The 14,416-nt window shown below is 46.2% G+C and carries 11 protein-coding genes; all 11 read left to right on the plus strand.

Annotation, left to right across the window (positions count from 1 at the left end; all coding sequences use genetic code 11):
• Positions 1-8: 8 nt before the first annotated feature.
• The 11 genes from AK95_RS05770 (at position 9) to AK95_RS05820 (ending at position 14,268) form a co-directional block, all read left to right on the plus strand.
• The gene (locus AK95_RS05770; RefSeq protein ID WP_071219021.1) at positions 9-1,037 is read left to right on the plus strand and encodes an ABC transporter ATP-binding protein; all 1,029 of its coding nucleotides are present in this window, start codon (positions 9-11) and stop codon (positions 1,035-1,037) included.
• Positions 1,034-2,743, plus strand: coding sequence for an ABC transporter permease (locus AK95_RS05775; protein WP_071219022.1), 1,710 nt, complete (start codon positions 1,034-1,036; stop codon positions 2,741-2,743). Before AK95_RS05770 ends, AK95_RS05775 begins: the two co-directional genes overlap by 4 nt.
• Before the next feature lie 233 nt (positions 2,744-2,976).
• Complete coding sequence (locus AK95_RS05780) at positions 2,977-3,906, plus strand: DUF2268 domain-containing putative Zn-dependent protease (protein WP_071219023.1); 930 nt, start codon at positions 2,977-2,979, stop codon at positions 3,904-3,906.
• Entirely contained in the window at positions 3,899-5,014 is a 1,116-nt protein-coding gene (locus AK95_RS05785; RefSeq protein WP_071219024.1) for a hypothetical protein, read from the plus strand. The genes AK95_RS05780 and AK95_RS05785 overlap by 8 nt, the downstream gene beginning before the upstream one ends.
• Before the next feature lie 338 nt (positions 5,015-5,352).
• Positions 5,353-6,495, plus strand: coding sequence for a GntR family transcriptional regulator (locus AK95_RS05790; protein ID WP_201259360.1), 1,143 nt, complete (start codon positions 5,353-5,355; stop codon positions 6,493-6,495).
• A 607-nt stretch (positions 6,496-7,102) separates the two neighbouring features.
• Positions 7,103-8,053: an ABC transporter permease gene (locus AK95_RS05795; protein ID WP_071219026.1), complete on the plus strand. Its 951-nt coding sequence runs from the start codon at positions 7,103-7,105 to the stop codon at positions 8,051-8,053.
• A 32-nt stretch (positions 8,054-8,085) separates the two neighbouring features.
• Complete coding sequence (locus tag AK95_RS05800; RefSeq protein WP_071219027.1) at positions 8,086-9,006, plus strand: carbohydrate ABC transporter permease; 921 nt, start codon at positions 8,086-8,088, stop codon at positions 9,004-9,006.
• Between the two features lie 56 nt (positions 9,007-9,062).
• On the plus strand, positions 9,063-10,754 hold the full coding sequence (locus tag AK95_RS05805; RefSeq protein ID WP_235613006.1) for an extracellular solute-binding protein: 1,692 nt from the start codon (positions 9,063-9,065) through the stop codon (positions 10,752-10,754).
• A 135-nt stretch (positions 10,755-10,889) separates the two neighbouring features.
• A complete protein-coding gene (locus tag AK95_RS05810; RefSeq protein ID WP_071219029.1) occupies positions 10,890-11,873 on the plus strand; it encodes a Gfo/Idh/MocA family protein in 984 nt (327 codons plus the stop codon).
• A gap of 18 nt (positions 11,874-11,891) precedes the next feature.
• Complete coding sequence (locus AK95_RS05815; RefSeq protein WP_071219030.1) at positions 11,892-12,977, plus strand: Gfo/Idh/MocA family protein; 1,086 nt, start codon at positions 11,892-11,894, stop codon at positions 12,975-12,977.
• Positions 12,978-13,281: 304 nt separating this feature from the next.
• On the plus strand, positions 13,282-14,268 hold the full coding sequence (locus AK95_RS05820) for an aminoglycoside phosphotransferase family protein (protein ID WP_162487540.1): 987 nt from the start codon (positions 13,282-13,284) through the stop codon (positions 14,266-14,268).
• Positions 14,269-14,416: the final 148 nt, after the last annotated feature.

Raw genomic sequence — 14,416 nt, forward strand, 5'->3', positions numbered from 1 at the left:
AGAATAATATGATTACATTCCAGAACGTTGATATTAAATTCGGTGAATTTCATGCGGTCAAAAACCTTAATTTGCATATTCGGGAGGGGGAATTCTTCACGTTCCTTGGTCCTTCGGGCTGCGGGAAGACGACGACCCTTCGCAGTCTGGTCGGGTTTATTATGCCTACGAGCGGACAGATCCTGCTGAAAGACGCCGACATTACCCGTTTGCCGATCGAAAAAAGAGAGATCGGGATGGTATTTCAAAGCTATGCGCTCTTTCCAACGATGAATGTGTACGAGAATATCGCTTTTGGCTTGCGAGTCAAGAAATTACCCAAGGCGGAATTGGATCAGAAGGTTCGGGACATTGCCCGGAAGGTTGATTTGAAAGATGATCAGCTGTTCAAGAAGGTATCGGAACTATCCGGCGGACAGCAGCAGCGCGTTGCGATTGCCAGGGCGCTGGTTTTGAAACCGAGCATCTTGGTACTGGACGAACCTTTATCCAACTTGGACGCCAAGCTGCGGGTACAGCTGCGCAATGAGCTGAAACAATTGCAGAAGAAATTCGGGATCACAACGATATATGTCACGCACGACCAGGAAGAAGCGTTAACGCTGTCCGACCGGATCGGAGTATTCAATCATGGAGTCCTGGAGCAAGTGGGCACGCCCATGGAAGTTTACAATCAATCCGAAACGGAGTTTGTGTGCAATTTCATCGGAGATATTAACCGGATCGATCCGCGGATGGTAGAGAACAGCCGGTTGAATGATGTTGTTCAGCCGGGGAATATCGCCTATATCCGCAACGAGAAGGTAAGTCTGCAGCCCCTGCAGGGTATCGATACGGTCCAATTGAAAGGCAAGATCGCGGACCGGGAATTTTACGGTTTATACAGCAAGTACGTATTGGAGATTGCCGGCGGCGGACGGTTAAAGACCATCGAAATAGAAAGCAGGCTCGTCCATCATGAGGTCGGCGACGATGTTGACATCTATCTCCCGACCCGCGATATTTTGCAATATCCGATGAGGGAGGGCGAAGCATGAATGCCCGGAACCTGAGCACCCGGCTGGCTTCCATAAACCCTGTCTCGATCCTTTTATACGGGTTGATTGTATGGTTTGTCATTGCCTTTCTGATTTATCCGAACTTGAATATTTACGGCGAAATTTTCATGAAGGACGGCAAATTTACGCTGGAAGCGGCAGAGAAACTGCTGTCGTCCGAACGCGCGATGCGAAGTTTATATAACAGCTTTATTCTCGCTTTTTCCCTAGTTATTACGGTAAATGTGGTGGGGATTACGCTGGTTTTGATTTCGGAATATTTCGATATCAAAGGCGCGAAGATTTTGCGATTGGGTTATTTTACGACCCTGATTTACAGCGGAGTCGTGCTGGTGTCCGGCTATAAATTCGTCTATGGCGAAGAGGGGTTTATGACCAAGCTCCTGGTTCAATTATTCCCTTCTTTTAATACGACATGGTTTCACGGCTACTGGGCGGTTCTATTCGTCATGACGTTCGCCTGCACGTCCAACCACTTCCTGTTCCTGAGCAATGCGATTCGCAAAATCGACTTTCAAACGGTGGAGGCCGCGAGAAATATGGGGGCGTCTACTTGGTATATCCTCCGGCGGGTCGTGCTCCCGGTCCTGAAACCTACGATCTATGCGCTGACGATTCTGACTTTTCTCACCGGCCTGGCTGCCACGTCCGCGCCGCTTATCCTCGGAGGTAAGGAATTCCAGACGATCACGCCGATGATTCTGACGTTCTCGAGAAGCATGACGTCAAGAGATTTGGCTGCGCTGCTGGCCCTTATTCTCGGAGTGGCCACACTGGTGTTGTTGACCGTGATGATCCGATTCGAACGTAAAGGCAACTTCATGTCGGTCTCCAAAGTCAAATCGGAGCTGGTTAAACAAAAAATCCGCAGCAAATCGGGGAATTTAGCCGCTCATATTTTGGCTTACGGCCTGTTTGTTCTCTACATCGTTCCGGTTGTGCTGATCATCATCTTTTCGTTCACCGATGCGGCCAGTATCTCTACCGCCACGTTGAATTTGAACAGCTTCACGTTGGATAATTACATTCAAGTATTTTCATCCATGTCGGCATTCAAGCCTTATCTCGTAAGTATTCTATATGCCGCAGCTGCCTCGGTCATTGTTGTCGCATTGGCGCTGGTTGCGTCAAGGATATTGCATAAATATAAGAACAAGTGGGCGCTTGCCCTGGAATACGCATTGCTGATTCCGTGGATTCTGCCGTCAACGCTGATTGCGATCGGACTGATCGTAACCTTTAACACGCCGAAGCTGATGATCGGGAATACGGTGCTGGTTGGCACGGTCTGGATGCTTCTGATTGCGTATGTCATCATCCATATTCCTTTTACCCTGCGAATGGTCAAGGCCTCCTTCTTCAGTTTGGACAGCAATTTGGAAGACGCTGCACGGAATTTGGGTGCCAAACCGTTTTATACGTTCAGAAAAGTATTGCTGCCGATCATTCTGCCATCGACGCTAGCTGTTCTTGCCTTGAATTTCAACGGAATTTTGGCCGATTATGACGTAACCGTGTTCCTCTATCATCCTTTGTATCAGCCGTTAGGAATCGTCATCAAGAACAGCACGGATGCTCAGGCGCTAGCAGATACCAAAGCGTTGACCTTGGTTTATTCGGTGATATTGATGATCATGTCATCCGTTACTTTATATTTCGTATATGGAAGAAACAGCAGATCTTGAGTGGCCGGGTTAACGTGCCACATAGGGACTTGCCCGGCTTGCATTACAAAAAAAAACAAGGATCGAGTTGAATGACTTGGGAGCAGATGATGCCGCGGCAGCTGCTCCCTTTTCCATTAGAGGTAAGAGGGTAATAAATGAATATATCTATAGTTGGTGTATCATCGCTGTCTTCTTTTCAAATATGATGTTTGTGTATTATCTCTACGAATACATAACTAGGAGTGTGAGAAATGAATATTAAATCACTGCGCTCAGATCATATTTATCAAAAAGTTGCTCAAGCTTCGCCCGAGGAAAAGCTTGAATTGTTCAGAAACGAAATGATGGCTCCCTTTATGAAACAATGGCAGATTCAACAGATTCCTTTTAAAGCTGAAGAGGCGAATGGTTTTGACGTTATTACGTTTAATAGTATGATGCATCGATCCCCAGATCAGATTACCCCTCAGATTTCGGCAGAGATCGAGCTGATTTCGTCCGAATCATTTTGGTTAGAGTGTGAGCATGCTGTGAAGAAAAGCCTGCATCTATTTGCAGAGCATGAAATTAACCTCCCTGTAACCGACTATTTGTTTACGATTCAACTAGGGAATCCGAAAAGCCGTGCTTTAGTAATAAACGAAGGATATAGCGGCTTTGGGGGCATTCCCGGGTTTATCTGGGGTACACTCTTGCCAAACGATTACACGATTCCTCGAATGAAGGCTTCGCTGGCGCACGAATGCAACCATAATGTGCGTTATCAATTTATTCAGTGGGATCACACCGTTAATTTGGGCGAGCTCATTGTAAGTGAAGGATTAGCTGAAAACTATGCTACGTTCATGTTTGGGGAAGAATTACTCGGTCCCTGGGTAACGAAAACTAACGCAGAAACGCTTAACATGCGCATAAAGCCTGTGCTTAGAGAGAAATTGCATTTAACGGGGTTTGATCAATTTGCTCCTTATCTTTACGGTGACGAGATCGCAAAACTTCAAAACTTTACACCGGTCAACATGCCTTATAGCGCCGGATACGCTTGCGGATATCATTTAATCCAATATTATTTAAGAAAAACAGGAAGAACGATTTTCGAGGCTACAATAACGCCTGCTGCTCAAATCCTGGACGAAGTGAAAGAATTTTGGAATGAAGAAACCATGATTAGCTGTGGTTGATGTTTTTGCTGTAGCCGATGTCATTGTCAAACATATTACGTCTCATTGCCCGCAAGATGTTGCGATTGTCGGATATTACGGATCCTATTTGCAGGGGACGGCGACAGAGCGATCGGACTTAGACTTTTTCTTCATTCCGGCCACACCTAGAGGAAAACAAGTGGAAATACAGTTTATAATCGACGGTATTAGTTTTGATTTTTGGCCAATTGGATGGGATCGTGCTGAAAGAATGTCAGCTTCTGAAGATTGGAGTACGACCATTATTGCGGATTGTGAACTATTGTATGTGCGTTCCGAAGAAGACCTGGCGAAATTCATGAAACTCCGTGAGACCATCTCTTCCATGGGGGAGCCGTCCAACACGTTAACATTGATCAATAGAGCTGAGGTTGTCGTAAGTGATTGTTTTACTAGCTTGATGAAGCTTCGTTTTGCCGGAGATTCCATGGATTTATCCTTTTGTCGGATACTGGCGCAAGAAATTGCCGCTACCATTTTTAAATCTCTTGCGTTGTTAAACCAAACGTACTATACACGCAGTTGGGGCCATTATCGCGAGCAAGTCAAAAATCTCTCAATTAAGCCAGACCAACTGGATTTCCATCTTGATACAATGATGTACAGCCACTCTAAAGATGAAATCGAATCTGCTTGCGAGAAACTGACTTTAGACACTGTTCATTTAATTTCAGAACGAAGAAACAAGCTCAAAGGATTACGTTCATACCAAAATTGGATGAAGGGATACTATGAAGAGGAAAAAGGAATGCTTAACAAGCTCCTAACCGCTTGCGAAAAGGGCCACTATGAAACCGCGTTTTTCGTTGCTACAGGTGTACAAGATGGTTTGGCACGTATTTTGTACGCAGCCGAAACAGGACGCTGGCCTGGCATTTTCGATTTGGGGGAGTATCAGGAATATTATCGTCGCTTCAGCTATCCGGATCTCACTGCGCTTCTGGATCCCGAGGATTTCGAACCATTGCGAATAGCTGTCCTGCAGCTGATTGAACAATTAGAGAATCATCTTAGAACAGAAGGTATATCTTTGAACCAGTTCGACTCAGTTGCTGATTTCGAATCATTTTATGTAAGCAGAATTTGATTACTTGTCGTTTGTATGGTGTAAGTCATTCTCATGACAGCTTGATTTAATGGACGGACAGTTGAGCAGGTCTCGACTGTCCGTTTATTTTGTGCGCCCAGCGAATGGACGATCATCTCTAAGCGCAGGATGGCAAGAACATATAGACCTTGACAGCAGCTAGCATACAGCTTTTATGTTCTACTATAATGGAAGAGCTGGGAGAACGCATCCGATGCATTCTTTCGGCTCTACACAAACAATGAAAGGATATGGAATAAAGCGCTTGCACCATTCGTAATGTATATATTAAACATATTGAATGAAATGTGGTGATTCGGTTGAGCTCTACGGAAAGAATGCCGTTGTATCAGAGGGTTCAAGAGTATATACGCGACTTGATATCGTCGCAAGTATTGAAGGTTGGAGACCGTATTCCTACGGAAAAAGAACTCATGGAGCGTTTCGGAGTCAGCAAGATTACGGTCGTTAATGCCCTGGCCGGCTTGGTTAACGAAAAAATCATAACCAGGGTGCCCGGAAAGGGGACTTTTGTAAGCGAACCTGAATCTGAAATGTCGGCGACTTCTCCTATAAACGCCGTTAAGTCTATTCATAAAGCTGGCGGAGAAATGGGGACACGGTTAATAGGCCTGATTCTGCCCAGCATTTATGATTATTTTACGATTCGGCTTATACAAGGTATTCAGCAGGCACTCAACGAGAATGATTACCGCTGCGTCATCTATTTATCGGAGGGCAGCCTTGATAAGGAAAAAGAGGCAATCAAGACATGTTGTAAAATCGGAGTGGAAGGGTTACTGATTTTCCCGGTCGACGAGGAATTATTCAACGAGGAAATTCTAAGCATGAAATTTGCGGGGTTTCCATTCGTTCTCATTGACCGTTACCTTCCAGGGGTCGAAACACATTATATCGCATCAGACGGCAGGCTTGGCGTTAACATGGCTGTAAACTACCTGTGGGAGCTGGGGCATCGCGAAATCGCCATATGCTCCGATTCGCCCATACAAACCGTTACCGTTCAAGAGCGGATCGACGGATATATGAATGCCTTCAAGGAAAAGGGGGCCCTCATTAACCCTGCCCATATCGTGACCGATTTTGAAATCGGAAGTTTGGAGCAAGCTGAAACCCATCCCCTGTACCGCTATATCCAAAATCGAATGGCAACCGCCTATATCACGCTAAACGGAAGTCTTGGCGTGAAAATCTATCAGATTGCGCGTCAAGCTGGATTGAAGGTGCCTGAGGACATTTCCATCATCAGTTTTGATGATCCGACCTCCATCATCGAAGGCTACAGCACGTTTACGCATGTTAAACAGTTTGAACGGGACATGGGCTACCGAGCGGCCTATACGCTGCTTGAGGTCATTAACAGTGATGACGGGCATCAAGGAAAATACTTTAAAACCCTCGTGGAGCCGGAATTGGTGATTGGCGAAACGACGGGAAAAAACGTTCTCTCCACTTCATGATATTCCACACCCGCTTACCCTATATATGTAGCCTAATTACGAGTCCGATGCGCTTTCTATTCGAATCTGACAATAGATGCGAGGCTGGCCGGACTCCTCTACTAGGTCAACCGCAACTTTCTCTCATGAAATCCTCCCCATAATAATGTCCTGCATCCATAACGAAATCCAGCAGGCTCTTCAAACCATTGCATAAATATATATTGAATATAATGTATCCTCGCCAAGGAATAAAACGCCTCCAAAATAAGGGCGGGAGAAGGGGCCCCCCACCCCATTTCTCGATAACCTAAAGAAGAGGAGGCTCCTCTAGGCTAACAGCAGCTTCTTTTTGATGTAACCTCCGATTTATTAATCAACGAAACCACCCGTACTTTAATCGGCCTAAAAATACTTTAACCGGAATGAAGAAATTATGGAATGATTCCAACAGTATATTGAATATATTTAAACTACCGTTAAGTGAAACCGCTTGCAGTAAGGAGGGGGAGGCAGTCGTTATACATCGTCGAAAATCGAAAATCAAAGACATTGGCTCTGTTCCCAAGCGATCGGGAATGGATTCGTAACCATCCGATCCGACGAAGATGGAGGAGGTGTTCGGAGAGTGGTACCCAAAGGTGTTGTTATCCCTGGATTTGAGCAATTAAAAAAGAATAAGAAGTTCTCTAAAATTTGGCAATTCAGGCACATCTATTTGTTTTTGCTTCCTGCGATCATCTGGTTTCTGGTGTTTGCCTATTATCCGATGTACGGCATATTAATCGCGTTCAAGGATTTCAAATTCAATCTGGGGATCTTGGGAAGTCCTTGGGCAGGCTTTAAATATTTCGAACAGTTTTTGAATGATTCCAGCTTTTACGATGTGCTCCGAAATACGTTATCCATCAGCGCGCTTAAGCTTATTTTCGGATTTCCGGCGCCATTGATCCTGGCCTTAATGCTCAATGCCGTCATGCACAAGAGAATCAAAAGAGTGTTTCAGACAATTTCCTATCTGCCGCACTTCGTATCGTGGGTCGTTGTCGTTACCTTGCTTCAAAAAATCCTGTCTCCGAACGTAGGGCTTATCAATGACATTCGGTACCAAATGGGTTTGGATCCGATCTTTTTCATGGGAAAGCCGGAATTATTCTATCCGTTGGTCATCATTTCCGACATCTGGAAAGGTGTAGGCTGGGGTTCGATCATTTATTTAGCCGCGTTAACGAATATCGATCCGCACTTGTATGAAGCAGCCGAAATCGACGGGGCGGGAAGGTGGAGCAAACTATTTAAGATCACGCTTCCATGCCTTACTCCAACGATCGGCATATTGCTTATCTTCTCCCTCAGCGGAATACTGAACGCGGGCTTTGACCAAATCTGGCTGATGCAGTCCCCGGCAACATTAAGCGTCTCGGAGATCTTGGACACCTATGTCTTAAAAACCGGCCTCCAGCAGGGGCAATTAGCCTATTCCACGGCCATTGGATTATTCAAGTCTGCGATTTCGCTGCTGCTCATTGTTGCTGTCAACAATATATCCAGGCGTGTGAGTAACGTATCGTTATGGTAATCAGCTGGCACTCAAGATAAGGAGGTGTGTGTATGGATGCGAGAAGGCTGACGCCAGCAGATAAAATATATATGACGCTTAACTATTCGGTGTTACTTTTATTCTGCGCTACGGCACTTTATCCATTTATCTATTTTCTAGCCCTTTCTTTTAATGACGGCTATGATGCGATGAAGGGTGGAATCTACTTTTTTCCTAGAGTGTTCACACTAGAAAACTATGCAAAAGCTTTTAGCAACTCATTGATCTTGAATTCGTTTTATATTTCCGTAACCCGAACCCTTGTCGTAACGGTTGCCTCCGTATTTTTGACGGCCTTATTAGCCTACGCGCTTTCGCGGAAAGGGCTGCCCGGAAGAAAATATATCGTATTCTTCTTTTTCTTCACCACCTTGTTCAGTGGAGGACTTATCCCGACGTTTATCCTGTTCCGGCAAATCCACATCCTGGATACGTTTTGGGTGCTGGTGCTGCCGTCCCTATACAATTTTTTTAATGCGATTATCATGAAAACCTTCTTCGACGGGATCCCTGAAGGTCTGTCGGAATCGGCTCGAATCGACGGAGCCAGCGAGTTGTCGGTATTTGCAAGAATCATCCTGCCTCTTTCGATGCCGGTGCTTGCTACCATTGCCTTGTTTGTCGGGGTGGGCGTGTGGAATGACTGGTTTACCGGTCAGTTTTTCATACAGAATGAGAACCTGCAGCCTGCAGCCACGTTCCTGAACAAGATGATCAGCGAAGCGTCTTTCCAGTCGATGACGTCATCGTCGGGTAATAGCGGATCCGCGATTCAAAACATGACCGAGACACAGATGGAGCTGCGAGGCGTAACGCCGGAAGCCTTGAGGATGACGTTCGTTATTATTATTACGACCCCGATCATCTGTGTGTATCCATTTCTTCAGAAGTATTTTGTAAAAGGCGTATTGGTAGGTTCTCTTAAGGAGTAGTTGGTATAAAAGGCTAAGCCTCTTATATAAAACTTCCAATGGAAGGGGATTGTAGGATGAGAAAGAACAAGCGCAGGAGTGTTCTTGGCATGATACTAATCGCTTTGCTGCTTTTCGTGACCATGACGGCATGCACGGGAACAGGAGGAGAAAAGGAAGCAGGCACGGTTGATACGGGTCCGAATGAGTCAGGTACTGAAGCAATAAAGCCGGTCACCTTGACTTTCCTCAGTGCTTGGAACGGTGGCGGAGCTGGTTTCCCGCAGAACCAGGAGAATAATCCCGTAGCCCAGCAAATCAGGGAGAAAACCGGGGTCACGTTAAAGCTCGAATCCATCACAACAAGCGAAGTAGAAAAACTGAACACCATATTTGCTTCCGGTACGGTTCCGGATATCGTTAATGCACCTTTCTGGTCTACGACAGGAGGAGAAGGACAAGTCATCAAGAAGGCGGCCACGGAAGGACAGCTTCTGGATTTAACCCCTTATCTCGATAAATACCCGAATGTTAAAAGACTTGTGACGACCGGGATTGCGAAGGATTTTGCCGAGTTCGATCTCAATAGTCCCGAATTTGAAGGCAAGACTTATCTCATTCCTACAGAAACCCCGGACGGAACCCCGGAGAGCATTCATAATTGGAATTACGGCCTGTTTGCCAGGGGAGATATCCTGAAAGCTTTAAATGTAAAAGCGGAGGATATTGATACGCAAGAAGAATTATATGATCTATTGGTCAAGATCCGAGACGGCGGTTTCAAAGATATTGGCGGAAAGCCGGTCATCCCGGCCGGAACCATGTGGAATGGATGGGATTACGGCCAATTCCTTGCCGGGTGGACGGATTACACGATTTCGGACTTTCGTGAAGTGGATGGAAAACTGATTCATTGGACGCAAACGAAAGATCATGAAGCCAGGTTGTTATACATGAGGAAGTTATTAACGGAAGGTTTGTTTGATCTTGAAGCCTTCAACAATACGAGTACAACAGCGAATGAAAAGCTGACGACGGGCAAGCTTGCCATATTCGGAGCCCAGCCGATGTTAGCTGATTTACAAAAAACGCTGTATAAGACGAATCCGGAAATGCAATATGAACTGCTCGGGCCGATGAAGAATAAGAGCGGAAACATTCGAACGCAAGTGGAAAAGCCCGGTCGTTCCGGTTTCCCTGTCCTATTCTTAAGCGCGGACATCAAAGATCCCGATGCGGCATTGCGGTACATTGATTATGTCAACAGCGAAGAAGGCCGATTGCTTGCGAATTTCGGGATCGAAGGAACACACTACAACATGGAAAACGGGATCCCTCAATGGATTCCGGATGTGAAACAACAATTTGATGACAACCCGGATCTGAAAAGAGACGCAGGACTCAATTATCTTCCAGGAAGGTTCATCGGCGCCTTCTCATCCGAAGTCACTTGGCCTACGCCTGAAGATCAAAAAACGGAGTGGCAAAAGCTGGAGGAGAGTTTTTCGGCAAGAATGCCGATCAAAATCATAGACAAAGTAAGCGCCAGCTACCTTGCCAGAGAGTGGCCTAAATATCAGGAATATATCGATAAAACCAGCAGTTTGAATTTTGATGAGGAATTTAAGAAAGCCTTTTTTGCGGCGTCCGATGATGAGGCTCTAAATATGCTTCATAGTGTTCAGGAAAAATTCAGAGCGGCCGGCGTGGAAGAAATGGCGGAGTTCGTGGCTCAAAAAGCTGCGGAACGGGATGATGTAGGGTTCTAATGAAGGAAGATTGCGGGATGGTGTGGATGGTGTCACTCCATCCCCAATTACTTTCTAACCTTGTTTATAAAGCCGCCTCCCTAGGAAGATAAATAAGATTTGGTAAAAATATAAACGGTTACGGAGGGAAGACGCATGTTGAACGTTGCGATGCTAAGTAAGTGGCATGTGCATGCAGATGATTACGCAAGAAAGCTGCAATCTCACGGTAACGTGAAGCTCGCGGCCGTCTGGGACGAACAGCCTGAACGCGGAAGGGAATGGGCTGCCCGATTGGGAGCGGATTTTGAAACGGACTTGGATACGCTGCTGCAGCGAGAAGACATCGACGGCGTTGTGGTGGATGCCCCTACAAGCATGCACACCGACGTCATGGTCGCTGCCGCGGAGGCCGGCAAGCATATTTTTACCGAGAAAGCGATGGCTCTTACCGTAGAGGAATGCGATCGGATATCTGCAGCGGTACGCAAAGCAGGCGTCAAGTTCTGCATTTCTTTTCCCGCTCGCACAAGGCCTCACCAATTGTTTGCGAAGCAGCTGATCGATGACCATGTATTAGGGGACGTCACACTTTTGCGCATTAGGAACGGCCACGACGGCGCATTGAACAATTGGCTTCCGGAATACTGGTACGATGAGAAGCAAACCGGCGGCGGAGCGATGATGGATTTGGGATGTCATCCGATGTACTTAGCCAGTTGGATGTTGGGCCAGCCCAAACGGATCACCTCCATGTTTCACTACTTCACCAATCGGGCAGTGGAGGATAATGCGCAATGCTCCATTGAGTTCGTAAACAATGCGGTCGCATTGGTCGAAACGAGCCTGGTGACGTACAGAACACCTTCCGCTCTCGAGATTTACGGAACGGAGGGCACCTTGATGATCTCAGATGATACCGTTAGAGTCATCTCGAAGAAGCTCGAATTACCTTTTTCCGGATGGATCTCACCCGCTCAACTCCCTAAAGAGCAGCCCCTTCCGATTATCCAGTGGGCAGATGCATTGATTCAAGACAAGCCGATGCCTTTCGGACTGGAGGACGGGACGAAATTGACGGAGCTATTGGAAGCGGCATACATCGCGCATAAGGAAAATCGAACGGTAGAGTTCAAATAACGCGGGGGAGGGAATACGATGAGAACCGTAAAAGTAGGGATCATCGGTTGCGGAATGATTGCGAACGGCAAACATATGCCGTGTTTGTCCAAGTTGGATAACGTACAGATGGTGGCCTTCTGCGACTTGAAGCCGGAAAGAGCCGAGGAAGCCGCCCAAAAGTACGGCACGCAAGGCGCAAAGGTGTTTACCAATTACAAGGAACTTCTTGCCATGGAAGAGATTGAGGTCGTCCATGTGCTAACACCGAACAGCTCTCACGCAACGATTTCCATTGATGCGCTCGAGAGCGGCAAACATGTCATGTGCGAAAAACCAATGGCCGTCACAGGTGCGGAGGCCAAAGCGATGTACGAAGCTCACTTGCGAACCGGCAAGAAGCTCACCGTTGGGTACCAGAATCGCTCCAACGCCAAGAGCCAGCTGCTAAAGAAGATGATCGCCGATGGGGAACTCGGAGATATCTATTTTGCAAAAGCGGTCGCTACCCGAAGAAGAGGTGTGCCGACATGGGGAGTGTTTCTGGATAAAGAGAAACAAGGGGGCGGTCCTATGATCGATATTGGAACCCACTCGCTCGACCTGATCCTATGGCTGATGGATAACTATGAACCGGAGAGTGTCGTCGGCAGCGTCTTCCATAAGCTGAAGTTTACCGAAAATGCCGCGAACGAATGGGGGGCGTGGGATCCAAACGAATTCGAGGTAGAAGATTCGGCGTTCGGGTATGTGAAATTCAAAAATGGAGCGACGGTCATCATTGAAACCAGTTGGGCCCTTAATATTGCGGAAGGTGGCGGCAACCTGCTGTGCGGAACGAAGGGAGGAGCGGATTTTGCTAAAAATGAACTGCGGATCAATGGCGAGCGGGACGGGAATTTGTTCCTGAATAAAATCGAGGTGAATGCGAATGCAAGAGAACTTTTCAGGGGAGAAGAGATGACCGATTTCGAGTATGAAGCCAAACAATGGATTCACAGTATCGTGAACGATACCGAGCCCTTGGTTAAACCGAGGGAAGCGATGATTGTTTCGCAAATATTAGAAGCGGTATATATATCGGCGGAAACAGGAAAAACCGTTTATTTTGATGATAAGGAATAAGGATGTGAAATAAAGTGCACTTTTCCATGAGTCGCTAATTTAGCGGCTTTTTTTTATCCCGAAAAGGACGAGAACATGTTCCGATTACCGGATAGACGAGAACTAACCATTTTTCAAACGCGATTTCATTAAGCTAGCTGGCAGGAAGAGGTAATAAATGAATAAATCCATAGTCCACCTTTCATCGTTGTCTTCTTTTCCAATATGATGATTATGTATAGGCGTTCCCATGTTAAAAAAACGATTGGAGGACTTCGTATTGAACGAAATAAAAGCTGAAACTGTAACACAGGTTTTAAACAAAATGCTCGGTACAAAAATAATCTGCACCGATTTCCAAACCAAACCATTACATGGCGGTACAGTGGGTAATGTACAGCTTGTGACGGGTAATGTCAAAACCACTGACGGTGAGACATTACCCTACAAAATCGTTTTAAAAACGCAGAAGAAATGGGAGCGCTACAGCGATCCCGATTCATGGCGTAGGGAATACGACTTGTATACATCCAATTTCGGCGCGCTGTTCTCTGAATCATTCCGTTGGCCTGAATGTTATCACGTCGAAATGAACGAAGAAGAAAACGAAACGCAGATATGGATGGAATATATCAACGGCATATCGGGTTTAGATTTGACCGGCGATATGTATGAACGCGCAGCCGAGGAATTAGGACGGTTCCAAGGCAAGTTATATGCCGAACAGCCAGCTGTTTTACAGAGCTTGACCAACCTGAGCAAAGCGGATTATATGAAAAATTTCTATCTTCATTATCGGTCATGGAATAGAGTGTACGATTATATACGCTCCGACGATTGCGAAATCCCCAAACACCTATGTAACATGCTCATCGACATTGATGAAAACGCAGACGAAATTTGGAGCCGTATTGAAAAGCTCCCCATCGTGCTGTGCCACAGGGATTTTTGGGTGGCAAACATATTCTATTCAGACGGTAAAACCATACTCATGGACTGGGATACCGCGGGGTGGGGCTATTTAGGTGAAGATATGGCAAGCCTTATCGCGGACGAAGCCGATGTTGAAGACATGGTTGAATACTACCGTAGATGTATCCCGGCGTATTACAAGGGCTTTTCGGAATATGCGGATATTTCGCACATAACGGATAACTGCGTTTATGAGTTGATCCTACTTATGTTCGGGTACAGGCTTGTAGAGTGGTATATGGACGCAGGATCAGTTAATAAACTGCAAGAAACAGATGATGAAAGAACACTGCACATCCATACCCTGCAAAAAATCTTTGAGATAGGGAATGAACAGTGATTCCTCCGACAAAAATGTCGAGGGACAACAATAACGGAAGAAGTTAAGCCGGGCTTTCGAAGAAGCTCTGCAAGAGGCCTTACGAATAGATCCATATGAGCCTTAGCTCCAGAAGACAAACAGTACCAAGATGAATTTCTAGAGGCGC

Origin of the sequence: Paenibacillus sp. LC231, assembly GCF_001860525.1 — a bacterium.
Lineage (GTDB): Bacteria > Bacillota > Bacilli > Paenibacillales > Paenibacillaceae > Paenibacillus_AQ.